This is a genomic window from Comamonas testosteroni (assembly GCF_014076415.1).
Taxonomy (GTDB): domain Bacteria; phylum Pseudomonadota; class Gammaproteobacteria; order Burkholderiales; family Burkholderiaceae_C; genus Comamonas; species Comamonas testosteroni_F.
This window is the reverse complement of record NZ_CP043568.1, coordinates 5,716,648-5,740,809: the sequence shown is the minus strand read 5'-3', so window position 1 is coordinate 5,740,809 and position 24,162 is coordinate 5,716,648. Positions and strand designations below refer to the sequence as shown.

General features: G+C 65.3%; 23 protein-coding genes. 19 read left to right on the top strand and 4 right to left on the bottom strand.

The annotated features are described in order from the left end of the window. Positions 1 to 226: 226 nt before the first annotated feature. The 18 genes from F0P97_RS26445 to F0P97_RS26360 all read left to right on the top strand — a co-directional run bounded on the left by F0P97_RS26445 (position 227) and on the right by F0P97_RS26360 (position 18,932). Positions 227 to 760 (top strand): cupin domain-containing protein, encoded by a 534-nt coding sequence (locus F0P97_RS26445; protein ID WP_003072476.1) that lies wholly within the window; start codon positions 227 to 229, stop codon positions 758 to 760. Between the two features lie 8 nt (positions 761 to 768). Continuing rightward, positions 769 to 1,647 (top strand): alpha/beta fold hydrolase, encoded by an 879-nt coding sequence (locus F0P97_RS26440; protein WP_182284981.1) that lies wholly within the window; start codon positions 769 to 771, stop codon positions 1,645 to 1,647. Positions 1,648 to 1,652: 5 nt separating this feature from the next. After that, positions 1,653 to 2,459, top strand: coding sequence for an IclR family transcriptional regulator (locus F0P97_RS26435; protein ID WP_182284980.1), 807 nt, complete (start codon positions 1,653 to 1,655; stop codon positions 2,457 to 2,459). Between the two features lie 42 nt (positions 2,460 to 2,501). Next, a complete protein-coding gene (locus F0P97_RS26430; protein WP_182284979.1) occupies positions 2,502 to 3,302 on the top strand; it encodes an aspartate dehydrogenase in 801 nt (266 codons plus the stop codon). Between the two features lie 191 nt (positions 3,303 to 3,493). Next, on the top strand, positions 3,494 to 4,480 hold the full coding sequence (locus F0P97_RS26425) for a Bug family tripartite tricarboxylate transporter substrate binding protein (RefSeq protein ID WP_182284978.1): 987 nt from the start codon (positions 3,494 to 3,496) through the stop codon (positions 4,478 to 4,480). Positions 4,481 to 4,610: 130 nt separating this feature from the next. Next, entirely contained in the window at positions 4,611 to 5,369 is a 759-nt protein-coding gene (locus F0P97_RS26420; protein WP_182284977.1) for a 5'-methylthioadenosine/adenosylhomocysteine nucleosidase, read from the top strand. Between the two features lie 316 nt (positions 5,370 to 5,685). Continuing rightward, positions 5,686 to 6,462, top strand: coding sequence for an SDR family oxidoreductase (locus tag F0P97_RS26415; RefSeq protein ID WP_182284976.1), 777 nt, complete (start codon positions 5,686 to 5,688; stop codon positions 6,460 to 6,462). A 161-nt stretch (positions 6,463 to 6,623) separates the two neighbouring features. Further along, positions 6,624 to 7,496: an IclR family transcriptional regulator gene (locus F0P97_RS26410; RefSeq protein WP_182284975.1), complete on the top strand. Its 873-nt coding sequence runs from the start codon at positions 6,624 to 6,626 to the stop codon at positions 7,494 to 7,496. After that, a complete protein-coding gene (locus tag F0P97_RS26405; RefSeq protein ID WP_182284974.1) occupies positions 7,489 to 8,289 on the top strand; it encodes an SDR family oxidoreductase in 801 nt (266 codons plus the stop codon). Before F0P97_RS26410 ends, F0P97_RS26405 begins: the two co-directional genes overlap by 8 nt. 171 nt (positions 8,290 to 8,460) lie before the next feature. Further along, positions 8,461 to 10,158, top strand: coding sequence for a thiamine pyrophosphate-binding protein (locus tag F0P97_RS26400; RefSeq protein ID WP_182284973.1), 1,698 nt, complete (start codon positions 8,461 to 8,463; stop codon positions 10,156 to 10,158). Between the two features lie 35 nt (positions 10,159 to 10,193). After that, positions 10,194 to 11,669 (top strand): aldehyde dehydrogenase, encoded by a 1,476-nt coding sequence (locus tag F0P97_RS26395; RefSeq protein WP_182284972.1) that lies wholly within the window; start codon positions 10,194 to 10,196, stop codon positions 11,667 to 11,669. Positions 11,670 to 11,680: 11 nt separating this feature from the next. Beyond that, the gene (locus F0P97_RS26390; RefSeq protein ID WP_182284971.1) at positions 11,681 to 12,652 is read left to right on the top strand and encodes a VOC family protein; all 972 of its coding nucleotides are present in this window, start codon (positions 11,681 to 11,683) and stop codon (positions 12,650 to 12,652) included. A gap of 192 nt (positions 12,653 to 12,844) precedes the next feature. Then, positions 12,845 to 13,822 carry a Bug family tripartite tricarboxylate transporter substrate binding protein gene (locus F0P97_RS26385; protein ID WP_019044147.1) on the top strand — a complete coding sequence of 326 codons (978 nt, stop codon included), beginning with the start codon at positions 12,845 to 12,847 and terminating at the stop codon, positions 13,820 to 13,822. A 199-nt stretch (positions 13,823 to 14,021) separates the two neighbouring features. Further along, the gene (locus tag F0P97_RS26380; protein ID WP_003060438.1) at positions 14,022 to 14,243 is read left to right on the top strand and encodes a recombinase-like helix-turn-helix domain-containing protein; all 222 of its coding nucleotides are present in this window, start codon (positions 14,022 to 14,024) and stop codon (positions 14,241 to 14,243) included. Between the two features lie 24 nt (positions 14,244 to 14,267). Then, positions 14,268 to 15,293, top strand: coding sequence for an aromatic ring-hydroxylating oxygenase subunit alpha (locus tag F0P97_RS26375; RefSeq protein ID WP_182284970.1), 1,026 nt, complete (start codon positions 14,268 to 14,270; stop codon positions 15,291 to 15,293). Next, positions 15,290 to 16,249 carry a PDR/VanB family oxidoreductase gene (locus F0P97_RS26370; RefSeq protein WP_182284969.1) on the top strand — a complete coding sequence of 320 codons (960 nt, stop codon included), beginning with the start codon at positions 15,290 to 15,292 and terminating at the stop codon, positions 16,247 to 16,249. Before F0P97_RS26375 ends, F0P97_RS26370 begins: the two co-directional genes overlap by 4 nt. Before the next feature lie 195 nt (positions 16,250 to 16,444). Continuing rightward, a complete protein-coding gene (locus tag F0P97_RS26365) occupies positions 16,445 to 17,509 on the top strand; it encodes a porin (protein WP_182284968.1) in 1,065 nt (354 codons plus the stop codon). 151 nt (positions 17,510 to 17,660) lie between these two features. After that, positions 17,661 to 18,932 (top strand): MFS transporter, encoded by a 1,272-nt coding sequence (locus tag F0P97_RS26360; RefSeq protein WP_182284967.1) that lies wholly within the window; start codon positions 17,661 to 17,663, stop codon positions 18,930 to 18,932. 257 nt (positions 18,933 to 19,189) lie between these two features. On the opposite strand, the gene corA is transcribed toward F0P97_RS26360, so the two are convergent. The 4 genes from corA to tsaB form a co-directional block, all read right to left on the bottom strand. Beyond that, on the bottom strand, positions 19,190 to 20,176 hold the full coding sequence (corA, locus tag F0P97_RS26355) for a magnesium/cobalt transporter CorA (RefSeq protein WP_034350790.1): 987 nt from the start codon (positions 20,174 to 20,176) through the stop codon (positions 19,190 to 19,192). A gap of 212 nt (positions 20,177 to 20,388) precedes the next feature. Next, positions 20,389 to 21,282, bottom strand: coding sequence for a uracil-DNA glycosylase family protein (locus tag F0P97_RS26350; protein ID WP_182284966.1), 894 nt, complete (start codon positions 21,280 to 21,282; stop codon positions 20,389 to 20,391). Next, complete coding sequence (rimI, locus tag F0P97_RS26345) at positions 21,273 to 21,785, bottom strand: ribosomal protein S18-alanine N-acetyltransferase (protein ID WP_003060455.1); 513 nt, start codon at positions 21,783 to 21,785, stop codon at positions 21,273 to 21,275. The genes F0P97_RS26350 and rimI overlap by 10 nt, the downstream gene beginning before the upstream one ends. Before the next feature lie 7 nt (positions 21,786 to 21,792). Continuing rightward, positions 21,793 to 22,500 carry a tRNA (adenosine(37)-N6)-threonylcarbamoyltransferase complex dimerization subunit type 1 TsaB gene (tsaB, locus tag F0P97_RS26340; RefSeq protein WP_182284965.1) on the bottom strand — a complete coding sequence of 236 codons (708 nt, stop codon included), beginning with the start codon at positions 22,498 to 22,500 and terminating at the stop codon, positions 21,793 to 21,795. Positions 22,501 to 22,673: 173 nt separating this feature from the next. On the opposite strand from tsaB, the gene dacB reads away from it, so the two are divergent. Beyond that, the gene (gene dacB, locus F0P97_RS26335; RefSeq protein ID WP_182284964.1) at positions 22,674 to 24,122 is read left to right on the top strand and encodes a D-alanyl-D-alanine carboxypeptidase/D-alanyl-D-alanine-endopeptidase; all 1,449 of its coding nucleotides are present in this window, start codon (positions 22,674 to 22,676) and stop codon (positions 24,120 to 24,122) included. Positions 24,123 to 24,162 lie beyond the last annotated feature (40 nt).

The window sequence follows — 24,162 nt, the reverse complement described above, 5'->3', positions numbered from 1 at the left end:
AGGAGCGCTTGGCGCTCCTTTTTTTATGCCCGTTTTCAGGCCGGTGCCTGTGTGGGCGGGGGCAAAACGCCACACCGATACCTGTCTCCACCGCAGCAACAAGGAAATGTGCTTGTTGATATCGGGCAAGTCTTCTTATAATTGTTTCGCCAAATGAACCTGGTTTTATTAGTAAAACAAAAAGCAAATCGCTTTTTGTGTTCACCAACGGTTTCAGGAGAGACATATGAGCGAGATCGCACAAGACAACAGCGCCCGTACTTGGGATCGCCCCGAGGGTTCCAGCTTTGAAGACTGGATGAGCACACGCATTGCGCGCTTTGCCACGCGCAAGTACGACTTCGATGCCCTGAAGTTCCAGGCCGACTTTGACCCCAAATACCGCCGCGGCCAGATGCGTTACATCGGCACGGGCGGCACGGGCGTGGCCTCCGACAGCAACACCATTCCGTCGGAAAACTTCACCTTCTCCACCATGGTGATTCCCGCCGGCCATGAAGGCCCTTCGCATCTGCACACCGATGTGGAAGAAGTGTTTTTCGTGATGCGCGGCAAGCTCAAGCTGGTGCTGGAAAAGGACGGCGAGCGTTTCGAGACCATCCTGACCGATCGCGATGTGGTTTCGGTGCCGCCCGGCGTCTACCGCGAAGAGATCAATGTCGGTGATGAGGATGCGCTGATGTGCGTGATGCTGGGCGCCAAAAAGCCCGTCACCCCGACTTATCCGCCCGAGCATCCTCTGGCCAAGATCAAGCGCTGAGCTTCGCCATGCATGAAGATTTGCTGTCGCTGAAACTGCAGCTGCTGCAGACCGGTTTTCCCGAGCGGCTGGTGAAGCTTCCGCAGAAGGCTCAGGTCGCCTGGCGCGAGGCAGGCGACGCCAGCTCCGACTTTGCGGTGGTGCTGCTGCATGGCATCAGCTCCGGGGCAGCATCCTGGCTGGATGTGGCGCTGCAGCTGGCTGACAAAGTGCGCGTTCTGGCCTGGGATGCACCTGGCTATGGCGTCTCGACGCCGCTGGCCCAATCGGCGCCTGCCGATGCCGACTATGCACAGGCGCTGGCTCAGTCGCTGCTGGTGCTGGGCGTTCGGCGTTGCATCCTGGTCGGGCACTCGCTGGGCGCCCTGATGGCAGCCAGGCTGGCTGCCATGGCCGCGCCGGGACTGGTCGAGCAACTGGTGCTCATCAGCCCGGCGGGCGGCTACGGCGCGACGGCCAAGGCCGAGCAGCAGGCCAAGGTGCGCGAGGGTCGTCTGGCTTCACTGGCCGAGAAGGGGGTCGCGGGTCTGGCGGCCGTCATCGATCAGCGCCTGGTGTCCTCCGAGGCTCCTGAAGCCGTGCGTGCATGGGTGCGCTGGAATACGGCACGCATGCAGCCGCAGGGCTATGCGCAGGCGGTCGAGCTGCTATGCGGCAGCGATCTGGCACAGGCACAGGGCAGGCTGGGCATGCCGGTCGAGGTTTGGGTCGGCGAGCACGATGTGGTGACCACACCTGCAGCCTGCAAGTCCTGGTCCGAACTGCTGGGCGCGCACTACGGTACGCTTGCGGCTGCCGGTCATGCTTCACCCGTGGAACAACCAATGGAGGTCGCGCATAGGCTGGCATCTTTGTTGAACCAAAGCTATTGCCCCAATACCAGCTGATTGCTATGAGCGAAACCCCTGAGATTTCAACCAACGAACAAGATCGTTACACCGTGCCAGCCCTGGATCGAGGACTGCGCCTGCTGGCCTGCTTTGGTCCGGAGCAGCCGGTCTGGAGTGCGCCCGAGCTGGCGCGCAGCCTCGAGCTGCCGCGCTCCACGGTGTTTCGCATGTTGACCACGCTTGAAAACTCGGGGTATCTGCAGCGCAGCGGTACCGAATACCGGCTCGGTCTGGCCGTGCTGCGCCTGGGCTATGACTATCTGTCCACCCAGCCGCTGGCGCAACTGGCCGAGCCTGTGCTGCAGGCCTTGTGCGATGAGCTGGGCATGACCAGCAATCTTGCATTGCGCGACGGCACTTCCGTGGTCTATGTGGCACGCGTCACTCCGTCCGGGGCATTCCAGGGCGCGGTGCGCGTGGGCTCGCGTCTGCCGGCGCATGCGACGGTGCTGGGGCGGGCCCTGCTGCATGACATGGATGGCGCGCAGCTGCGCTCGGTGTTTGGCGGCGAGGAACTGCCCCAGTTCTCCGAGAGCACGCCGCGCAACGTCGACGAGCTGCTGCGCCTGCTGGCCGAGGATCGCGAGCGCGGCTATGCCATGGGCGAGGGCTTTTACGAGCCTGGCGTTTCCAGTATTGCAGCGCCGGTGCGCGCCGCAGACGGGCGGGTGGTTGCGGGGCTGGCCATGGCCATTCCGTTTACCGAGCTGGGGCCCGAAAAAACCCAGCTCTGGGTGCAGAAGGTGCAGCAGGCGGCAGAGACTTTGTCCGCTCATTTGCGCCAGCAGCACCCGGACCATTTGCGCTGACCCCGATCACGCCGGGCCAGCGCATTTTTCAGGAGGCTAGAGATGAAAAATATTGCTTTGATTGGCTGCGGCGCGATTGGCTCCAGTGTGCTGGAGCTTTTGAGCGGAGATACCCGGCTGCAGGTGGGCTGGGTACTGGTTCCCGAGATCACGCCAGCCGTGCGCGAGACGGCTGCCCGCCTGGCGCCACAGGCGCAGCTGCTGCAGGCCTTGCCCGGCGACGCGGTGCCGGATCTGCTGGTGGAATGCGCGGGTCATGCAGCCATAGAGGAGCATGTGCTGCCGGCCCTGGCGCGCGGCATTCCGGCGGTCATCGCATCCATAGGCGCCTTGAGTGCCCCGGGCATGGCCGAGCGGGTACAGGCTGCGGCCGAGGCTGGCAGGACGCAGGCCCAGCTGTTGTCGGGCGCCATCGGCGGCATTGATGCGCTGGCGGCGGCGCGCGTGGGCGGACTGGAGACGGTGGTCTACACAGGCCGCAAGCCGCCAAAGGCCTGGAGCGGTACCCCGGCCGAGCAAGTCTGCGATCTGGACGGCTTGACCGAGGCCTTCTGCATTTTTGAAGGCTCGGCGCGCGAGGCCGCACAGCTCTATCCCAAGAATGCCAATGTGGCGGCCACCTTGTCGCTGGCCGGACTGGGGCTGGACAAGACCATGGTGCGTCTGTTTGCCGACCCTGGCGTCCACGAAAACGTGCACCAGGTCGAGGCGCGGGGTGCTTTCGGCGCCATGGAGTTGACCATGCGCGGCAAGCCTCTGGCGGCCAACCCCAAGACATCGGCGCTGACGGTGTACAGCGTCGTGCGCTCGGTACTCAACAACGTGGCACCACTGGCCATCTGATCCGGCGTCAGGTCATTGGCGTCATGCACGCCATGGGCTTGGCACCTCTCTTGCTTGTTGTTGCAAGCCTGCAAACAGACTTTCCCACTTCAGCATGGTGTCACGGTTGGGCGAATATTTCCTTGCGCATCGTCAAACAGGGCGCGCATTGAAGCTCGGCCGGCCTGGCATCCCCACCCTCTGGAACCCTCATGCAACGCTCCGACTTTCTCAAATCCTGCCTGGCGCTGGCCAGCGTCCTGGCCCTGCCCGTCGCCCATGCGGCGACTGCCGCCGAGCAGCTTTCCGCCGGGCAGTTCACCGTCATTGCGCCTTTCCCTGCAGGTGGTCCTGTGGACATCCTGGCGCGAATTCTGGCGACCGGCCTGACCGAGCATTACAAGCAGGCCGCCATCGTCGACAACCGCCCCGGCGCCAGCGGCAATATCGGTATCGATATGGTCAAGCGTGCCAAGCCCGACGGCCATACGCTGCTGGTCGTGCCGCAAGGCAATCTGACCATCAACCCGACGCTGATGCCCAAGCTGCCCTACAGCGTGTTTGGCGACTTTGTGCCCGTGGCTTCCATGGGGCGCACGGCCAATGTCATTGCTGTCAATCCGCAGGTGCCGGCCAAGTCGGTTCAGGAACTGGTGGCGCTGTCCAAGGCCAAGCCCAACTCCATCAGCTACGCCTCGCCCGGCGTGGGCTCCAGCCTGCACCTGGCGGGCGAGCTGTTCAAGGACAAGTCGGGCGCGGACATCATGCATGTGGCCTACAAGGGCTCTGCCCAGGGCGTGACCGATGTGCTGGGCGGCACCATTCCCATGATCGTGGCCAATCTGCCCACCGTGCTGCCCCATGTGCAGTCGGGCAAGCTGCGCGCGCTGGCGGTGACCGACGGCGCGCGCTCGGGCTTTTTGCCCAATGTGCCGACTCTGGCCGAAGCCGGCGTGCCGGGGATTGCCATTTCCTCCTGGTATGGCGTGCTGGCTCCGAAGAACACGCCTGCCGAGGTGGTCAGGCAGCTGGGCGAGGATATCGACAAGATTCTCAAGACCCCGGCAGCCCTCAATCAGCTCAAGGCACAGGGCATGACGCCCTGGGTGGTCAAGGGCGAGGCTTTCGGCGAGCTGATCCGCAAGGAAACAGGGCTTTGGGCGCCCATCATCAAAAGTCATGAGATCGAGGCGCAGTAAGCCCTCGTGCTCTAATCGCGCCTCTTGCGCATCCCCCAAAAGCGGCCTGGTGCCGCTTTTGTGCTTTCCTTGTACTTTCTTTTGTGCTTTCACCAGGGCCGCCCGGCCCATGTTCCGGAGAACCCCATTCATGACGCTTGCCATACTCAGCGCTCTTGCCGAAGAACAACACGGCCTGGTCGACGCCATGCAGGACATGCAATGCCTGCGCCATGCCGGGCGCGACTTCTGGCTAGGCCGACTGCATGGCCATGAGGTGGTGTGCGCGCTGTCGGGCATAGGCAAGGTGGCCGCTGCCACCACTACCGCCGCGCTGATCGAGCGCTTCGGCGTGCGCGGCATTCTGTTCACCGGCGTGGCGGGCGGCATCGGCGCGGATGTGAACGTGGGCGATGTGGTGATCGCCCGGAGCTTTGTGCAGCATGACATGGATGCCTCGCCGATCTTTCCGCGCTGGCAATTGCCCGGCTATGGCCGCAGCACCCTGGCCTGCGACGAGGCGGCGACGGACCGGCTGGCGCAGGCCGCCGACTCGGCGGTTCGTTCCGGCATCGCGGCTTCGTATGCTTCGGCCCGCGTGCATCAGGGACTGATTGCCAGCGGCGATCAGTTTGTCAGTTCGCGCCAGGCCAGCGCGCAGCTGAGAACCGATCTGGAGGCCGCCGGCCACGCCGTGCTGGCCGTGGAGATGGAGGGCGCTGCCGTGGCCCAGACCTGCCTGGATTACGGCACGCCTTTTGCCGCGATGCGCACCATCTCGGACCGGGCGGACGACAGTGCGCATGTGGATTTTTCGGATTTTGTGCGCACGGTGGCAAGCCGCTACGCGCAGTGCGTGGTGCTGGACTTTCTGCGCCTGACGCCTGCGAAGGAAAGAGTTGTTTGCTAGCTTATTGATAGCTTTTACCGCTTGTTAAGCATGGCTTTCATGATGTTTCAAATCTAAGTTCTGTTATTGACATGCGCTAGAAGCTATCAATGTTGATGAACTTCGATCTGGCCTGCACACAGTTGCAGACTGGATACCTTTTGTTGCCTCGTTTTCCTTTCAACCGCGCTTGTCGCGGTTTTTTTACGCCCATGTGTCGCTGTGGGGTGGGGACTACGGGTTTCTCCGGGTATTGACTTAAAACAAGGCTCACTAAACTGCAGGCTTGTTTCAAGAAAAAAGTGTCATTTCATATTTGAAACAAACAAGGTTTAAGATGACCCTCAACACCATGCCTTCCACCGGTCAGCTCGCTGGGCGCCGGATTCTTGTGACCGGCGCTGCGCGCGGCCTGGGTTTTGCTTTTGCGCAGACGCTGTGCCAGCAGGGGGCGCAGCTTGTGATGGCCGATCTGCGCGCCGAGTTGCTGAGCGAAGCCGTTGCCAAGCTGCGCGCCATGGGCTTCGAGGCTCACGGCGTCGCCTTTGATGCAAGCAACCCGGATTCCATCGAGCAGTGCGCACAGCAGGCCGTGCAGACCCTTGGCGGTCTGGATGGCCTGGTCAACAACGCGGCCGTGACGGACTCCGGCGGCAAGGGCATGGACGACATCGCCCTGGAAAAGTGGGATCAGGTGATGAACGTCAATGTGCGCGGCGTCTGGCTGATGACCCGTGCCTGCCGTGCGGCGCTCAAGGACAGCGGGCGCGGTGCCATCGTCAATCTGGCTTCCGACACCGCCATGTGGGGCGCTCCCAACCTGATGGCCTATGTGGCCAGCAAGGGCGCCGTGATGGCCATGACGCGTTCCATGGCTCGCGAGCTGGGCGCGGATGCCATCACCATCAATGCCGTGGCGCCGGGCCTGGTGCTGGTCGAGGCCACCGAGTACGTGCCCGAGCATCGCCATCGCCTCTACATCGACCAGCGCGCGCTGCAGCGCGAGCAGGGCCCCGAGGATGTGTCGGGTGCCGTTTCCTATCTGTTGTCGGACGGTGCGCGCTTTGTGACGGGGCAGGTCCTGCCCGTCAACGGCGGCTTCGTCATGAATTGATATGAATTGCCCCCTGAGTCGCTGCGCGCCTTCCCCCCAGGGGGACGACAGCCTCGCTGCGGGGCGGCCCTTGCTTGCTGTCTCTGGCGACGGAAACGGTGCATGCAGCGGGGGCGCTTCAAGCTTGGGTGCAACAAGCTGGAATGAACCGAAAGTTGGATATGTCTGCTTCCACTATTCCTGAAGATGCGGGTGGCGCGCCGGACGGCGGCTCCGACAAGTACATGGTGCCGGCGCTGGAGCGCGGTCTGCGCCTGCTGCAGGAGTTCGGCCGCGACAACGCCACGCTGGGCGCGCCCGAGCTGGCGCGTCGCCTGCAGCTGCCGCGCGCCACGGTTTTCCGCATGCTCAACACGCTGGAGAGCATGGGCTTTTTGCAGCGCGCCGAGGGCGGCAACGATTACCGGCTGGGCCTGTCAGTGTTGCGCCTGGGCTTCGAGTTCCTGTCCTCCATGGACCTGACCGAGCTGGGCCAGCCCGTGATTGCGCGCTTGTGCGAGGAAATCCGCTTCCCCTGCAACATCGTGGTGCGCGACGGCCGCTCCATTGTCTATGTGGCCAAGGTCACACCGCCGACACCGCTGACCAGTTCGGTGCGCGTGGGCACGCGGTTGCCCGCCCATGCCACGCTGCTGGGTCGCATTCTGCTGGCTGATCTGTCGCTGCCAGAGCTGCGAGCCCTCTATCCCGAAGAGCAGCTGGAAGGCCATTCGCCCAATACGCCCAAGACCGTGATCGAGCTCTTCGACCTGGTTCAGTCCGATCGCGAGCGTGGCCATGTGGCCGGTGCGGGCTTCTACGAAAGCTCGATCTCCACCATCGCCGCGCCCGTGCGCGACCACAGCGGCCGCGTCATCGCGGCCCTGGGTGTGACTCTGGCCTCGGCCCAGATCGACCCCGGGCGCCAGACGGAGCTGGTGCCGCGCGTCTGCGCGGCGGCCGACGAACTGTCGGAGCTGCTCAACTACCGGCCGCAGTCCAGCGCGCAGGTTCTGTCCATCACTTCAAGGCGCGCAGGAGGCGGCCATGCATGATTTCAAACTCGACGCCACGGCCGTCGTCACCGGCGGTTCTTCGGGCATAGGCCTGGCCACCGTGGAGCTGTTGCTGGCCCAGGGAGCCCGCGTGGCCCTGTGCGGCCGCAACCCCGAGCGTCTGGAGCAGGCCGTCAAGCAGCTGCTGGAGCGCCACCCCGAGGCTCGCGAGCGCCTGTTCGCCCAGGCCTGCGACGTGCTCGATGCCGGGCAGGTGCAGCAGTTCGCCCGCGCCAGCGAAGCGGCTCTGGGCCCGGCTTCCATTCTCATCAACAACGCCGGTCAGGGCCGCGTTTCCACCTTCGAGAACACCAGTGATGAAGCCTGGACCGAGGAGCTGCACCTGAAGTTCTTCTCGGTGCTGCATCCCACGCGCGCCTTTCTGCCCCAGCTTGAGCGCGGCACGGAGTCTGCGATTGTCTGCGTGAACTCGCTGCTGGCCTCCCAGCCGGAGCCGCATATGGTTGCGACCTCGGCGGCGCGCGCCGGCCTCAAGAACCTGGTGCGCTCCATGGCCACCGAGTTCGCCCCCAAGGGTGTGCGCGTCAACGGCATCCTGGTCGGCCTGATCGAGTCCGGCCAGTGGCGCCGCCGCTTCGATGCCCGCGAGGACCGCAGCCAGACCTGGGAGCAGTGGAGCGCCGATCTGGCCCGCAAGAAGTCCATTCCACTGGGTCGCCTGGGCTCACCCGCTGAAGCCGCCCGCGCCATTTTCTACCTCGCCACGCCCTTGTCGTCATACACGACCGGCAGCCATATCGATGTCTCCGGTGGCCTTTCGAGATATGCGTAGCACCCCCTGTGCGGCTTGCGCCGCTTCCCCCTCTCTCGCTACGCGGGAGGGGGGCGTACGGGCAGCCGGCGACGCCCTCGCTGCGGGGCGGCGGGGCCGCCTAGGCCCTTGCTTGGCCTCCCGTGCATGAGGCGCGCCGGCTTCGACCACTAACGAAATTCAGACCAGAACATGACATCCACCGCAAACCAAATCACCGTCGGCGCCGTCGTTGCCGAATTCCTCGAGCACTGCGACGTGAAGGCCGCCTTCGGGGTGATCTCCATCCACAACATGCCCATCCTCGACGCGATGTTTGCCCGCGGCAAGGTGCGCTTCGTGATGGCGCGCGGCGAGGCCGGCGCCGGCAATATGGCCGATGCCTGCGCGCGCTCCACCTCCAGTCTGGGCGTGTGCATCACCAGCACCGGGCCGGCTTCGGGCAATATCGCCGGCAGCCTGGTGGAGGCCTATACGGCCGGCACGCCGCTCTTGCACATCACGGGCCAGATCGAGACCCAGTACCTGGACAAGAAGCTGTCGTACATCCACGAGGCGCCGGACCAGCTGACCATGCTGAAGTCCGTCTCCAAGGCCGCTTTCCGCGTGCTGAGCGCCGAGACCTGCCTGTCCACGCTCAAGGCCGCGGTGCAGACCGCGATGACCGCTCCCACGGGCCCGGTCAGTGTGGAGATTCCTATCGACATCCAGCAGGCGCTGATAGCCATGCCCGCCGATCTGTCGCCCCTGCCGGTGGCCGTGCTGGCTCCCGGCGAGGCCGCGCTCGACGCGCTGGCCGACCAACTGGCCAAGGCCAGGCGCCCGCTGCTGTGGCTGGGCGGCGGCGCCCGCCATGCCGGCGCTGCCGTGCAGCGTCTGAAGGCCCTGGGCTTCGGCATCGTGAGCACCGGCCAGGGCCGTGGCATCGTGCCCGAAGACGACCCCGCATCCCTGGGCGCCTACAACATCCAGAAGCCCGTCGAAGCCTTCTACCAGCGCTGCGACGCCATGCTGGCCGTGGGCACGCGCCTGCGCAGCAACGAGACGCTGAAGTACGAACTCAAGCTGCCGCGCCCGCTGCTGCGCATCGATGTGGACGCCGCCCAGCAAGGCCGCTGCTATATGGATGACGGCTTTGTCTGCGGCGACTCGGCGCTGGCCCTGAGCGGCCTGGCCGACCGCCTGGAAGCGCGCGGTTACAAGGCCGACCCCGAGCTGCTGGCCGACCTGCGCCAGGTGCACGACGAAGTCGTGGCCACCATGCGCGACGGCCTGGGCCCTTACAGCGCCCTGGTGCAGCAGCTGCAGCAGGCCGTGGGCCGCAACTTCAACTGGGTGCGCGACGTGACCGTCTCCAACAGCACCTGGGGCAACCGCGAACTGCGCTTCTTCGCTCCCAACGCCGGCGTGCACGCCACGGGCGGCGGCATCGGCATGGGCATGCCCATGGCCATCGGTGCGGCCATCGGCGCGGCCGAAAGCGGCTCGGGTCGCAAGACCCTGGGCCTGGCCGGCGACGGCGGCTTCATCCTGAACCTGGGCGAGCTTGCCACCCTGGTGCAGGAAGAGTGCGACACCATGATCGTGCTGATGAACGACCAGCGCTATGGCGTGATCCAGAACATCCAGGACGCCTCTTACGGCGGCCGCCGCTGCTATGTGGAGCTGCATACGCCCGACTACGCCCAGCTGTGCGCGTCCATCAAGCTGCCCCATGCCCGCGTGAGCCATCTCGACGAGCTGCCCGCGGTGCTGGAAGACGCCTGGGGCAAGAAGGGGCCCTTCCTGCTCGAGATCGACATGCGCGCCATCGGCAGCTTCAAGACCACGTTCTCGGGCCCTCCGGTGAACAAGCTGGACCAGATCCCGGCCACCACCAAGGCTCAGTGAGCCAGCACGACCAGCAAGAACGAAAGAGCTTCACGATGTCGAACCTAGAACTGCTCCCCATCAATATCGGCGGCGAATGGCGTCTTGGCGGCGGCGACGAGTCCGCCACGCTCTACCCCGCGACCGGCGAGGTGGTGGGCCGCCTGCGCGCCCCCAGCCTGGCCGATGTGCAAGAGGCCATCGAGAAGGCCGACCATGCCTTCCGAACCAGCGGCTGGGCCCAGAAGAAGCCCCATGAGCGCGCCGCCGTGCTGCATCGCGTGGCCCAGCTGATCCGCGAGCGTGCCGAGCCGCTGGCCCAGCTGCAGCGCCTGGACAACGGCAAGCCCATCAGCGAGACGCGTGCGCTGGTAGCCAGCGCTGCCGGCACCTTCCAGTTCTTCGCCGCGGCCTGCGAGACCATGGAAGAGACCATCACGCCGTCGCGTGGCGACTTCATGACCATGAGCGTCTATGAGCCCATGGGCGTGGTCGCGGCCATCACGCCGTGGAACTCGCCCATCGCCAGCGAGGCGCAAAAGCTCGCTCCCGCGCTGGCGGCCGGCAATGCCGTGGTCGTCAAGCCCGCCGAAGCCACGCCGCTGCTGGCGCTGGAGCTGGCCCGGATCTGCGAGGAAGCGGGTGTTCCGAAGGGCATCGTCAGCGTGCTGCCCGGCCGCGGTTCGGTGATTGGCGACGCCATCACCAAGCACCCGCTGGTCAAGCGCGTGTCCTTCACGGGCGGCACCTCCACGGGCAAGCACATCGCCCGCATCGCTGCCGACAAGATGATGCCCGTCTCTCTGGAGCTGGGCGGCAAGTCGGCCACCATGGTGCTGGAAGACGCCGACCTCGACCATGCCGTCAACGGCGTGCTCTACGGCATCTTCAGCTCCTCGGGCGAATCCTGCATTGCCGGTTCGCGCCTGTTCGTGGCACGCAAGCTCTATGGCGACTTCATGGAGCGCCTCACGGCCAAGGCCGCCGCGCTACGCGTGGGCGATCCGGCCGACGAGCGCACCCAGATGGGGCCGCTGATCACCGCCAAGCACCGCGAATCCATCGAGAGCTATGTGCAGCTGGGCCTGTCCGAAGGCGGCAGGCTGCGCACCGGCGGCCACCGCCCCGAGGGCGCGCTGTACGAGCGCGGCTACTACTACCGCCCGACCATCCTTGAAGGCGTAAGCAACACCGACCAGATCTGCCAGCAGGAAATCTTCGGCCCTGTGCTGGTGGCCATGCCCTTCGATGACGAAGAGGCCTTGCTCGAGCAGGCCAACGACAGCGTCTACGCGCTGGCCGCCGGCATCTGGACGCGCGACTACAAGGCCGCATGGCGCATAGGCCGCGCGGTGCAGGCCGGCACCGTGTGGATCAACACCTACAAGCAGTTCTCCATCTCCACGCCCTTCGGCGGCTGGCGCGACAGCGGCCTGGGGCGCGAGAAGGGGCGGTTGGGAATACAGCAGTACATGGAGCAGAAAAGCATGTACTGGGGTTTGAACGAGAGCCCCATCGCTTGGGCGAATTGAAGGAGCACGACATGAGCGTACTGGGCATTGACGAAATCAGCTACGGCGCCGACGACCTGGCGGCCTGCCGCCAGTTCTTTCTCGACTGGGGCCTGAGCCTGGCCGAGGAGCAGGCCGACCGGCTGGTGTTCGAGACACTGAACGGCTGCCGTGTGATCGTGGCCGCCACCGAGCATCCCGATCTGCCGCCCGCCATCGAGCCCGGCCCCACGCTGCGCGAAGTGGTCTGGGGAGTGGAAAGCGAAGCCGACCTGGCGCTTTACGAAGCCCGTATTGCGCAGCTGCCGGGCTTTGTGAAGCAGGGTGGCCCGAACGGCGGACGTATCGGCTGCACCGACCCCAACGGCCTGGCCGTGCGCCTGCAGCTCACGCAAAAGCGCGATGTGCAGATGCAAAGCGCCGAGTACAACACCTGGGACCGCAAGGGCCGAATCAACCAGGCCAGCCCGGCCTATGAACGCGCCCAGCCTATCGAGGTCGGCCATGTGGTGTTCTTCGTCAAGGATGTGCAGGCCTGCGAGCGCTTCTATGTGGAGAACTTCGGCTTCGCGGCCTCGGACCGCTACCCCGAGCGCGGCGCCTTTCTGCGCACCGCGCCCGATGGCGGCCACCACGACATCTTCCTGCTGCAGCGCCCGGACAAGCATGCCGGTCTGAACCACGTGGCCTTCACGGTGCGAGACATCCACGAGGTCTTCGGCGGCGGCATGCACATCTCGCGCTGCGGCTGGGACACCCAGCTCGGCCCGGGTCGCCACCCCGTGTCCTCGGCCTATTTCTGGTACTTCAAGAATCCGGCCGGTGCCCTGGTCGAGTACTACGCCGACGAGGACCAGCTCACGGCCGAATGGCAGCCGCGCGAGTTTGAACCCGGTCCGACAGTGTTCGCCGAATGGGCCATCGACGGCGGCCTGGACGGCAACACCCGGCGCCAGAAGGGCGTGGGCGCTGCCGACGGCAAGTTCCTGACAGACAAGAAATGAAACACCCTCTGAGTCGCTTCGCGCCTTCCCCCGTGTGCACGGCGCCCTCTCTCGCTTCGCGGGAGGGGGACAACACCCTCGCTGCGGGGCGGTGCGGCCGGCTCAGGCCCTTGCTCGGTGTCTCTGATGTGAGCGAATTCTCCAGATCCTCTGGCTGGCTAGAGGCTTAACCACAACCCCACGGGCTATTTCATGAAAAACATTCGTCGCCAGGTAGTTATCGCTGCTGCATTGCTGGCTGCAGCCCAGATGTCCGGTTCCGCGCTGGCGCAAGCCTATCCGAGCAAGCCCATCACCATCGTCGTGGCCTATCCGGCCGGCGGCGATACCGATGCCATGGCACGCCTGTATGCCGAGAAGCTGGGCCAGCGACTGGGCCAGCCCGTGGTGGTGGACAACCGGCCCGGTGCCAGCGGCACCATCGGCACCGTGCATGTGGCCAAGGCCGCGCCCGACGGCTACACCTTGCTGCTGGCACCCAATACCTTTGCCATCGCCCAGTTCGTGCTCAAGACCAATGCGGGTTCGAGCTACGACGTGCTCGGCGGCTTCACGCCCATCGTGCAGACCAGCGTGCAGCCCATGTTCGTGGCCGCCAGCCAGGGCTCGGGCATCAAGGACATCAAGACCCTGGCGAGCCAGGGCAAGCGCGACGGCCTGACCTATGCCAGCCCCGGCAGCGGCTCGCCCATGCACATCCTGGGCGAGATGTTCAACAAGGCCGCAGGCACCAAGCTGTCCCACATTCCCTACAAGGGCGTGGCGCCCGCAGTCAACGACCTGATCGGCGGCCATGTGCCCACGACCTTCATGACCTGGGGCCCCATCGCGCCCTACGCAGGCGGCAAGGTCAATGTGCTGGCCGTGGCCGATGCACAGCGCAGTCCGCTGGCACCGAATGTGCCCACGCTGGCCGAGCAGGGCGTCAAGGACGTGGAAGTGTCGGCCTGGCAAGGCCTGTTCGGTCCCAAGGGCATGAAGCCCGAGACCGTCAAGCTGCTGAACACCCATCTCAATGAAATTCTGAAGATGCCCGATGTGGTCAGCAAGATGGCGGCCTTCGGCGCTTTGCCTGCAGGCGGCGAGCCGGCACGTCTGGAAAAGACCAACGCTGCCGACTACAACCGCTTCGGCAAGCTGATCAAGGACCTGGATATCCGGGCTGATTGAATGACCTACCCCCTGAGTCGCTTCGCGCCTTCCCGTTGCACGGCGCCCCCAAGGGGGACGACACCCTCGGTGTGGCGCGGTGCAGCTGACCCGGACCCTTCCTCGGTGTCACTGGGGTCGGGCTGTGGCAGTTTGACGCGCTGCGCTCCGGGCAATGAAACCGAACCACGATTCAAGACAGTTTTCGAAGGAGAGAACCATGGCCGCTGATCGATATCTCGAGCCGCATCAGGCGCGCGAGCGCGCCTCCACCCTGTTTGAGGACCTGCTGGGCGACTCCATTGAGCGTGCCTTTGGCGAGGGCGTGCAGACGCTGCCCGAACTGGTGGCCTACATCAACCGCAGCGGCCCCGCCGGCGAGAACGGCGAGCCCTGGACCGAAGACAGCTTCCAGGCCCTGATGGCACGTCTGGGCTATTGAGACAGAACAGGACAGGAGTACTCCATGAACGTACAAACCATCACCATCGATCCGGTGGACCGTCTGCTCAACACGGGTCTGAAGAACCTCTGGTATGCAGTCTGCCCTTCGGATTTCGTCAAGACCGAGCCCGTCTCCTTGCGCCGCTTCGGCCGCAAGATCGCGCTGTGGCGCGATGCCGCCGGCCAGGTCCATGCACTGGAAGACCACTGCCCGCACCGCGGCGCGCCGCTGTCCCAGGGCGTGATCCTGGGCGACCGCCTGGCCTGCCCCTACCACGGCGTGGAAGTGCGCTGCGACGGCACGGTGACCAAGGTGCCCGGCAGCCCCGGCTGCAAGCTCGAAGGCTCGCGCGCAGCGCTGGCCTTCCATGTGCGCGAGATGCATGGCGCAATCTTTCTCTACAACAGCGACAAGCATGTGGACGAGGCTCCCGAGTTCAGCCTGCCCGAGGAGCTGAGCTCTGCCGAGTACTCGAACTTCCTGTGCTATGCCGAGTGGCGCAGCGACTACCGCTATGCACTGGACAACGTCATGGATCCCATGCACGGAACCTTCCTGCACAAGCAGTCGCACTCCATGGCCGAGGGCGACAGCAAGGCCAGCTTCCAGGTGCGTGACACCGATCACGGCTTTGTGTTCGAGAAGGTCGGCCAGCGCGGCGTGAACTTCGACTGGACCGAATACGGCGAAACCGGCGTGCAGTGGATGCGCCTGGAGATTCCCTATCCCAAGACCGGCGGCCCCGGCGGCAACTTCGCCATCGTCGCCTGCGTCACGCCCATCAGCGCCGATCTGTGCGCAGTGTTCTTCTGGCGTGCGCGCAAGGTGCAGGGCTGGATGCGCGACACCTGGCGCTTCCTCTACCGCAACCGCCTCGAGGCGCGCCACTGGGCCGTGCTGGAGCAGGACCGCATCATGATGGAGCAGATGGAAGCCGACGCCAACGAGCGCGAGAACCTCTACCAGCACGACATCGGCCTGGTGCGCCTGCGCCGTCACCTGCGCCGCCAGGCCCAGGAACAGATTGACGAAGGCATCGCATCATGAGCAACAGCTTGCAGGCCTTTGTGCACACGCTGCGCTTCGAGGCCCAGGACACCATCAGCGTGGAGCTGCGCCCGGTCGATGGCGGCGAGTTTCCGGCTTTCACGGCCGGCTCGCACATCGATCTGCACCTGCCCAACGGGCTGGTGCGCAGCTATTCCCTGTCCAACGACAGCAGCGAGCGCCACCGCTACGTGGTCGGTGTGCTGCGTGACCGCGCCAGCCGCGGTGGCTCGCGCTGCGTGCACGAGTCGCTGCGCGTGGGCATGCCCATCACCATCTCCGAGCCGCGCAACCACTTCGCGCTCGACGAGACGGCGACGCATTCGGTGCTGGTGGCCGGCGGCATCGGTATCACGCCCATGCTGTGCATGGCACGCCGCTTGAAGAGCCTGGGGCATTCGTTCGAGATGCTGTACTTTGCGCGCGAGCGCAAGAGCGCGGCCTTTCTGGAGGAACTGCAGGCATTGGGCATGCCGCTGCAGCTGCATTTCGATGCGGAAGCGGGCGGCCCGCCCGATCTGCGGGCATTGCTGGCGCAGCGCGCACCCGATGCGGGCCTGCACCACTACTCCTGCGGTCCGACGCCCATGCTCGACGCCTTCGAGAAGTTCTGCGCCGAGCTCGGTCACGCCAACGCCCACATCGAGCGCTTCACGCCGGTGGAGGTCAAGGCATCGTCCGATGCGCGCAGCAACTACACGGTGGAGCTCAAGCGCAGCGGCCGCTTCATCGAGATCACGCCCGACAAGTCCTTGCTGGACACGTTGCTGGACGCTGGTATCGATGTGGACCACAGCTGCTGCGAAGGCGTCTGCGGCTCCTGCGAGACCCGCGTGCTCGAAGGGGTGCCCGACCACCGCGACTCGGTGCTCAGCCCCAAGGAGCGCGCCGCCAACAAGGTCATGATGGTCTGCGTCTCCGGCTGCAAGAGCGAGCGCCTGGTCCTGGACATATGACGCCCCCTGAGTCGCTTCGCGCTTTCTCCCTCTCTATATCTGCTTTGCGGGAGAGGGGGACGGCACCCTCGGCGCGGGGCTGCGCGGCAGGCCCGCGCCCTCATCGGTGTCCCTGAGTTGGACCTTGCTGGATTGACGAGCAAGGCCCTGGGCTAGCAACTGAAGACAAACCACCACCCCTAGAGGAGACAAACCATGAAATCCATCCATACGCCGGCCCTCGGCGTGGCGCTAGCCTGCCTGGCGTCTTTGCCCGGCGCGGCTTTTGCGCAGTCCAAGGTCGAGCTTTTCGGAGTCGTCGACGTCGGCGTTGCCCATCTGGGCGGCTCTGGAGCCTCCAAGACCGGCCTTTCCACAGGCGGTGCCAACATCAGCCGCCTGGGCTTTCGAGGCACAGAGGATCTGGGCGGGGGCCTGAAGGCGGGATTCTGGCTGGAGGCCGGCCTGGATGTGGACAGCGGCGCCGGCAAGGCCTCGGGCGGCGGTCTGAGCTTCAACCGTCGCTCCACAGTCAGCCTGATGGGAGACTGGGGCGAGGTGCGCCTGGGGCGCGATGATTCGGCGACCTTTCTGAACACGCTGATCTTCGATCCCTTCCTGACCAACGGCGTGGGCGGCACCGGTGCCTTCACCATGCTGGGTATTCCGGGCGTTCCCTCGACCGGCGGTGCGCCCATACAGATCAGCAATGCAGTGAGCTATTTCCTGCCCCAGAACCTGGGTGGCTTCTACGGCCAGGCTCAGCTGGCATTCGGCGAGCAGCCCAGCGGCGCCCCCAACAAGCGCGAGGGTGACTACCGTGGCCTGCGCCTGGGTTATCGCCAGGGCGCTTTCAACGGCGCGCTGGCCACGGGCCGCCTCTATGGCAACACCAGCGACACCAATCTGACGGCGAACAATGTAGGCCTGTCCTACGACTTCGGGGTCGCCAAGCCCATGCTGTTGTGGGCCTCGGAAAAGCGCGGCGGCACCAAGATCACGGCCGTGCAATTGGGCGTGACCGCTCCCGTGGGCAATGGCGAGGCCCGAGCCTCCTTCGGCCACTACAACCTGTCCGGCAGCAATGCGGACTGGAACAAGATCAGCGTGGGCTATGGCTACAACCTCTCCAAGCGCACCCAGGTCTACGGCACTTATGCCTTCCTGAAGAACAAGGGCTCGGCGGCGAAGTCCATCGGCGTGCAGGGGCTGAGCGCTCCAGGCACCACGCCGGGCGGCAACGCGAACGGCCTGGAACTGGGCATCCGCCACTTCTTCTGATCCTGCCCCGCAGGGCCGGCATGGGCCGGCCACGGGGTTTCGGCAGCAGCAGGGCTGCCGTACCGCGCGCCCGCCAGGACGTGCGCCCTGGCGGGGCCGGCGGGTGCCGGTCCCGGCTTTTTTCTCTCTCAACGCTAGCCGGACTCCTCTCATGAAAGACTCACGCTCGTTGCGCTGGTGGGGCGTGGTCACGCTGTTCGTGATCGTCGCCATTTCCTACGTGGATCGGATCAATATCTCGGTCCTCATCACCGATCACGACTTTCTGTCGCATATCGGCCTCACGCCCGACGACCGAACGCGTCAGGGCCTGCTGGCCACGGCCTTCATGGTCGGCTACGGTGTTTCGTCCTTTGTGCTCACGCCGTTCTGTGCGGCGCTGTTCGGCGTGCGCCGCAGCCTGTTTGCCGGTTTGCTGCTATGGGGTGTGGTGACCTTTCTGTCGCCGGCCATGAACAGCTACGGGCTGCTGCTGGCATCGCGCATTCTGCTGGGTGTGTCCGAGGGGCCGCTGTTCTCGCTGGCCGGCAGCTACATCAAGGCGCATTTCGAGAGCCGCGAGAACGGCAAACCCAACTCCCTGGTCAATATGGGCACCGGACTGGGCCTGGCGGTGGGCTATCCCTTCGTCGGCTACCTGGTCGTGGGCCACAACTGGGAAACCTCCTTCCATGTGCTGGGCCTGATCAACGTGCTGCTGGGCGTTCCGCTGGTCTGGGCCTTTGTGCGCATGCCCAAGGTGGACACCGGCATGCCCAAGCCCCAGTCGCTGGGCGAGGCCGTGGGCCAGGTCGGCCAGATCGTGCGCGGTGCCATGCATACGCGCTATCTGTGGCTGATCACCATTCTCACGGCGGCTTTTCTGTCCTATCTCTGGGGCAGCAGCAACTGGCTGCCCGCCTATCTCAAGGAGTCGCGCGGCTTTTCCATGCGCGAGATGGGCTGGCTGGCTTCGCTGCCGCAATACGCGAGCGTGGCGGCGGTCTTCGTCGGCGGCATGATCATCGACCGCATCGCGCGCCGGCAGGTGCCGCTGATCTTTGTCTTCGGCAGCCTCGGCGTGGCGATTGCCGTGTGGCTGGCCATCCATATGGAAGACCGCTATGCGGCAGCCTATTGCCTGATTGCCGCCAACTTCTGCTGGGGGCTGATGAGCCCGGCCATTCCGAGCACCGTGCAGCATTGCGCGCGGCCCGAGCATGTGGCCAGTGCCTATGGCGTGGTCAACGGCGCGGGCAGCCTGGTCGCGGGCTTCATGCCGGCCATCATGGGTGCGGTGATAGGCGCGCTGTCGGCCCGCGGCGGCGTGGGTGCGGGATTCTTCGCGGGCTTTGCTGCGCTGATAGGCACGCAGGTGATCGTGATGCTGTGCGGCATCGTGCTCTGGGTGCGCGAGCGCAGCGCCGAAGCGCAGTCATCGTGATGCGCTTGCAAAAAAGGAGCGCCTGGCGCTCATTTTTTATGGGTTTCAGCATCTTTGGAGTCTGAGATGACCGTCAGTCAGGCGTAAACAGCTCCTTTTTTGACGGGAAACGCCTTGAACCTGGTGCGGCGCATCTGAGTAGACACCGAGCAAGGGCTGCCCCAGCAAGGGCTGCCCCAGCAAAGGCTGCCCCAGCAAATGTGTCGTCCCCCTTGTGGGGCGCCGTGCAACGGAAAGGCGCGTAGCGCCACAGGGGGCTATTTCAACCAGCCGCGTTTGCGGAAGTACAGCATGGGGCCGACGGCGCTGAGAATCATCAGGGCGACCACGTAGCCGTAGCCGAATTCCCATTCCAGCTCGGGCATGAACTTGAAGTTCATGCCGTAGACGCTGGCAATCAGCGTGGGCGGCAGCAAGGCCACGCTGGCCACCGAGAAGATCTTGATGATCTTGTTCTGATTGATGTTGATGAAGCCGACCGTGGCGTCCATCAGGAAGTTGATCTTGTCGAACAGAAAGGCGGTGTGACTGTCCAGCGACTCGATGTCGCGCAGGATCTGGCGCGCCTCCTCGAACTGCTCGGCATTGAGCATCTTGGAGCGCATCAGAAAGCTCACGGCGCGGCGCGTGTCCATGACGTTGCGGCGGATGCGGCCGTTCAAGTCTTCCTGGCGGGCGATCGCGCCCAGCACTTCCTTGGCCATCTCGTCGGTCACATCGCCGGACAGCACCATCTTGCTGGCTTTTTCCAGGTCGTCGTAAATGCGCTCCAGCGTATCGGCCGAGTATTCGGCGTCGGCGTCAAACAGCTTGAGCAGCACATCCTTGGCATCGTCGATCAAGCCGGGCGCACGGCGCGCCCGCATGCGCAGCAGGCGAAAGACAGGCACATCCTCGTCATGGATGGAGAACAGCACGCCATGGCTGCGCAGCGCTGCGTTGTGCTGGTTGACGATGAAGGCCACGCGCACCGAGCGGGGGTCTTCGTCGTCGTCGATCAGAAAGTCGCTGCGGATATGCAGCTCGCCATTGTCTTCTTCGTAAAAACGCGCCGACTCCTCGATATCGTCGTCCATCGCATCTTCGGGGATGGACAGCTCGTAGTGCTGCTTGATCCAGCGCTTTTCTTCGAGGGTTGGCGATTCCAGGTCGACCCAGACGGGGCGAAAGCGTTCAAGGTCTGCCAGGGACTCGATTTCTTCCTGAACGAGTCGACCATTGGCTAGCGTAAAGATGTTGAGCATCAGCTCACTCCCGGTTGTTCTTGAGGTTCTGCAGGGATCAGGGCGCTTTCAACCCCCACAGTCTTCACCGGGAGCTGAAAGCTACCAACTAGGGTAGGTTTCCACGGATGTCTTTCAATAATTCGAAGCGAGTGATTATGCTACGTTGCACTGCAGCATGTCGCGTGCGTCATAGTTGGGAGAGTGGGTAAGCGGGGCTTGTCGCCCGCCTGTCACAGCCCCTTGGTAAACGCGTCGGCCTGCACCAGGTCGGCCCAGGCTCCGGCCTTGGCCTGCGGCGCACGCAGCAGATAGTTGGGGTCGTAGGTCACCACCGTGGGCACGCCCGCTATGTGGTGCGGTTCGGCCCGCAGCCGTCCCAGCGCATCATGACGGCCCAGCACGGCGCGTGCACTGGCCAGGCCCAGGACCAGCACGCAGTCGGGGCGCAGCTCGCGCAGCAGCGTTTCCAGCGCGGGTTGCAGTGCCTGGGCATGGCTGAGATCGGCATCGGGCGGCGCGCGGTGCAGCGCAGCGCTGAAGACGCGCGGTTTTTCCTGCAGTCCGAGGGCGCGCAGCATATTGTCCAGCAGCCTGGCGGCATCGCCCTGCAGAGCCGTCTGGGCGCAGTCGGCCGCAGGCCTTTGCGCCGGGCTCAGCAGGGGCGGGTTGGCGGCAGGCTCCAGCAGGATCAGCCAGCCGCCTTGCCCGGCGCTGTGCACATGCTGAGGCGCATGGGGGTAGACCAGCTGGGCGGGACTGATGGTCCAGCCCAGGCCGGGCTCGCCTGCCGGGCCTGCGGCGGGTTGCTGCACAAACTGACGCGGTTCGTGCGCCCGGTGGCCGGACAGATTCTGGGGCGGCGGACTGGCAGGTCTGGTCGGCTGGGCCGGTGCTGCCTCGGCTGCGGGCGCGGCGGCCTGCACCACGGGTGGGCTCACGGGGGCGGGCGACGCCACGCGCATTGCCGGTGCCGCGACGGGCAGGGGCTCGACGACCGGTGACGGTGCGGCGGCGACTGCAGTGACAGCAGCCACTGCCACGGGTTCCACGGGCTCGGGCAACCAGACGGTGATGCCCATGGCTTCCAGCATGGCCCGCTGGCGGGCGTCCAGGTTCAGGGCCATAGTTTCAGACTCATGAGCACCGCATGTTCGCGCGGGCCGTTGGGGTTGGGGTAGTAGTTCTTGCGCAGGCCGACTTCGGCAAAGCCGTGCCTGAGATAGACCTCGCGGGCGCGGGCATTGCTTTCGCGCACTTCCAGCCAGATCCATTGGGCATTCTGCTGGCGCGACCACAGCGCCAGCGCATCGAGCAGCACGCGCGCCCAGCCCTGGCGCTGGCATGCCGGGTTGACGGTGATATTGAGCAGATGCACCTCGTCCAGCGCCTGCATGGCGACAAAGTAGCCCAGCAACTGGTGATCGGCATCGACCAGCAGCTGTATCTGGTAGCCGGCCACCATGGCATCCTGGAAGTTGCCGCGCGTCCATGGATGGACATAGGCCTGCTCCTCGATTGGGAGCAGGGTGTCCAGCCAGAGCGCGGACAGCGGCTCGAAATGCACCAGGGATGCCGCATCCTGGGTGCTGGCGTCGGTGGCGAGTGTGGAGCTGCTGGGCAAGGTCATGAGGTGCTTATCGGGAGGCGGCGTCGGAGGCAGTGGCAGCGGCGGCCTTCTCGGCTTCGCGTTCGGCCGTGGTTTTTGCCACTTTATCGCGGATATAGCGCGGCAGCGCCTCTTCGGCCGGCACCGCGCAGCCTTTTGCCAACAGTGCCGGTGCCAGGCGCAGCATGGCCGTGGCCGTGGGCATGGCGTGCACATGGCGGGCGGCGGGTGCCAGCAGCTCGGGGTAGACGGGCTGGGCATTGCCCGCCACGGCATGGCCGGCTGCGGCCTGCAGCGCCTCGGGGGCGCACAGGCCGAAGTCCTCGGGCTCGATCCACTGGCCGTCCACATAGCGGAACGCGGCGTGATAGACCTCGTGCATGCGCGCATCGAGCACGGCCTCGACCTCGGTGCAGTCATGCAGATGACGGGCCTCTTCGGCCACGGTGAGCAGCGAGTCCACGGGCAGCACGGGAACCTTGGCGGCAAACGCCAGACCCTGGGTGATGGCGCAGGCCGTGCGCAGGCCCGTGAAGGAGCCGGGACCGCGCCCGAAGGCAATGGCGTCCAGCTGCGCAAAGCTCAGCCCTGCCTCCTTCATGAGCTGGCGGATGGCTGGCAGCAACTGGGCCGACGACTGCTGCGCACCCGGCCCGCTGTGCTGCCAGATGGCATCGCCACGCTGGACGGCAACAAACAAGGTATCGGTACTGGTGTCGATGGCGAGAAGATTCATGTTCGGCGGGGCGTCAGCCGCGGGCGGGCTGGAGCGCAATAAGGGCTGCACTGGACTGCACTGGGCTGCAGAAGAGGGCAGCGTAGCCCTGCATTATCGGACGCCCGCCGCCAGCTTGCCGCGGGCGCTGCCAATGCCCGGCATGGGCGAAGCCCGGCGTAGACTCTGGCCCCATGCTGCAGACCCCCTTCTTTCTTCGCAAGACCCTGAGTGCGCTGGGCGCATCGTTGCTGGCGCTGCTGGCCCAGCCCGCGCTGGCGCAGTCCCTGCCTGCCGACACCCGCATTCCCGCCGCCGTGGACGCGGCGCTGCAACGCGCCAAGATTCCGCGCGAGGCCGTATCGCTGCTGGTGATGAATGTGGATGGCAGATCGCCACCGAGCCTGGCCTGGCGCACGCACCAGGCCATGAATCCGGCCTCGGTCATGAAGCTGGTCACCACCTATGCGGCGCTCGACCAGCTGGGTCCGGCCTATGTCTGGCGCACGCCCGTCTACCTGGGCGGCCCGGTGGTCGATGGCGCCCTGCGCGGCAACCTCTACATCCAGGGCCAGGGCGACCCCAAGCTGGTGCTGGAGCGCCTGTGGCTGATGCTGCGCCGCCTGCAAGGCATGGGCATCAAGGTCATCGTGGGCGATATCGTGCTGGACCGCAGTGCCTTTCAGCTGCCCGCGCATGATGCGGCGGTCTTCGACAACGAGCCCTGGCGGCCCTACAACGCCTCGCCCGATGCGCTGCTGATCAACTACAAGGCCGTGGCGCTGAATATTGCTCCTGATACAGGAGCTGGTGTCGCTCGTATTCAATACGATCCACCGATGTTCGGTATGGAAAACCAGCAGACAGTTGCGCTGGCTGCTCCTACTTCTGATTGCGGCGACTGGCGCAGCAAGATGCAGCTGGACATGAACAATCCGCAGCGCATCGCCTTCAATGGCAGCTATCCGGCAAGCTGCGGCGACAAGAGCTGGTCCATCGCACCGGCGCAGCCCGAGCGCTTTGCAGCCAAGGCCATAGAAGGCATGTGGCGTGAGCTGGGCGGCAAGCTCACCGGCGCCGTGCGCGACGGCAGCGTGCCCCAGGGCCTGCAGCCGGCATTCCAGCTGGAGTCTCCGGCACTGTCCGAAGTGGTGCGCGACATCAACAAATACAGCAACAACATCATGGCCCAGCATGTGCTGCTCACCCTGGGCATGCAGCGCACCGGCGTGGCCAGCTTCGACTCCGCCAGGCAGTCGCTGGCCCAGTGGTGGGCCGCGCGCTGGGGCAATGCCGAGCAGCCTGTGGTGGACAACGGCGCAGGCCTGAGCCGCAATGCCAGCATCACGGCCAGCGGACTGGGGCAGATGCTGCAGAACGCCTGGGTCTCGCCCGTGATGCCGGAGTTCGTCTCCTCCATGCCCATCGTCGGCGTGGACGGCACGCTGCGCCGCAGCAAGAGCCGCTTTGCGGGCGCGGCCCACCTCAAGACCGGCAGCCTGCGCGACTCGGCGGCGCTGGCCGGCTATGTCGACGGTGCCAGCGGCCAGCGCTATGTGCTGGTGGCCATGGCCAACCATGCCAATGCGGCCGCGGCGCGCACGGCCTGGGATGCTCTGGTGGACTGGACGGCGGCCCAGTAGTCGCCAGGAGGGCGGACGCTCTATCCCTGCTCAATCGCCG

Excerpts from the sequence above, each read along its gene's own strand:
- F0P97_RS26425 (WP_182284978.1), top strand. The coding sequence starts at position 3,494 with ATGCAACGCTCCGACTTTCTCAAATCCTGCCTGGCGCTGGCCAGCGTC.
- F0P97_RS26435 (WP_182284980.1), top strand. The coding sequence starts at position 1,653 with ATGAGCGAAACCCCTGAGATTTCAACCAACGAACAAGATCGTTACACC.
- F0P97_RS26390 (WP_182284971.1), top strand. The coding sequence starts at position 11,681 with ATGAGCGTACTGGGCATTGACGAAATCAGCTACGGCGCCGACGACCTG.
- F0P97_RS26365 (WP_182284968.1), top strand. The coding sequence starts at position 16,445 with ATGAAATCCATCCATACGCCGGCCCTCGGCGTGGCGCTAGCCTGCCTG.
- dacB (WP_182284964.1), top strand. The coding sequence starts at position 22,674 with ATGCTGCAGACCCCCTTCTTTCTTCGCAAGACCCTGAGTGCGCTGGGC.
- F0P97_RS26440 (WP_182284981.1), top strand. The coding sequence starts at position 769 with ATGCATGAAGATTTGCTGTCGCTGAAACTGCAGCTGCTGCAGACCGGT.
- corA (WP_034350790.1), bottom strand. The coding sequence starts at position 20,176 with ATGCTCAACATCTTTACGCTAGCCAATGGTCGACTCGTTCAGGAAGAA.
- F0P97_RS26350 (WP_182284966.1), bottom strand. The coding sequence starts at position 21,282 with ATGGCCCTGAACCTGGACGCCCGCCAGCGGGCCATGCTGGAAGCCATG.
- F0P97_RS26380 (WP_003060438.1), top strand. The coding sequence starts at position 14,022 with ATGGCCGCTGATCGATATCTCGAGCCGCATCAGGCGCGCGAGCGCGCC.
- rimI (WP_003060455.1), bottom strand. The coding sequence starts at position 21,785 with ATGACCTTGCCCAGCAGCTCCACACTCGCCACCGACGCCAGCACCCAG.
- F0P97_RS26410 (WP_182284975.1), top strand. The coding sequence starts at position 6,624 with ATGTCTGCTTCCACTATTCCTGAAGATGCGGGTGGCGCGCCGGACGGC.
- F0P97_RS26385 (WP_019044147.1), top strand. The coding sequence starts at position 12,845 with ATGAAAAACATTCGTCGCCAGGTAGTTATCGCTGCTGCATTGCTGGCT.
- F0P97_RS26395 (WP_182284972.1), top strand. The coding sequence starts at position 10,194 with ATGTCGAACCTAGAACTGCTCCCCATCAATATCGGCGGCGAATGGCGT.
- F0P97_RS26415 (WP_182284976.1), top strand. The coding sequence starts at position 5,686 with ATGACCCTCAACACCATGCCTTCCACCGGTCAGCTCGCTGGGCGCCGG.
- F0P97_RS26420 (WP_182284977.1), top strand. The coding sequence starts at position 4,611 with ATGACGCTTGCCATACTCAGCGCTCTTGCCGAAGAACAACACGGCCTG.
- F0P97_RS26370 (WP_182284969.1), top strand. The coding sequence starts at position 15,290 with ATGAGCAACAGCTTGCAGGCCTTTGTGCACACGCTGCGCTTCGAGGCC.
- F0P97_RS26360 (WP_182284967.1), top strand. The coding sequence starts at position 17,661 with ATGAAAGACTCACGCTCGTTGCGCTGGTGGGGCGTGGTCACGCTGTTC.
- F0P97_RS26375 (WP_182284970.1), top strand. The coding sequence starts at position 14,268 with ATGAACGTACAAACCATCACCATCGATCCGGTGGACCGTCTGCTCAAC.
- F0P97_RS26400 (WP_182284973.1), top strand. The coding sequence starts at position 8,461 with ATGACATCCACCGCAAACCAAATCACCGTCGGCGCCGTCGTTGCCGAA.
- F0P97_RS26405 (WP_182284974.1), top strand. The coding sequence starts at position 7,489 with ATGCATGATTTCAAACTCGACGCCACGGCCGTCGTCACCGGCGGTTCT.
- F0P97_RS26445 (WP_003072476.1), top strand. The coding sequence starts at position 227 with ATGAGCGAGATCGCACAAGACAACAGCGCCCGTACTTGGGATCGCCCC.
- tsaB (WP_182284965.1), bottom strand. The coding sequence starts at position 22,500 with ATGAATCTTCTCGCCATCGACACCAGTACCGATACCTTGTTTGTTGCC.
- F0P97_RS26430 (WP_182284979.1), top strand. The coding sequence starts at position 2,502 with ATGAAAAATATTGCTTTGATTGGCTGCGGCGCGATTGGCTCCAGTGTG.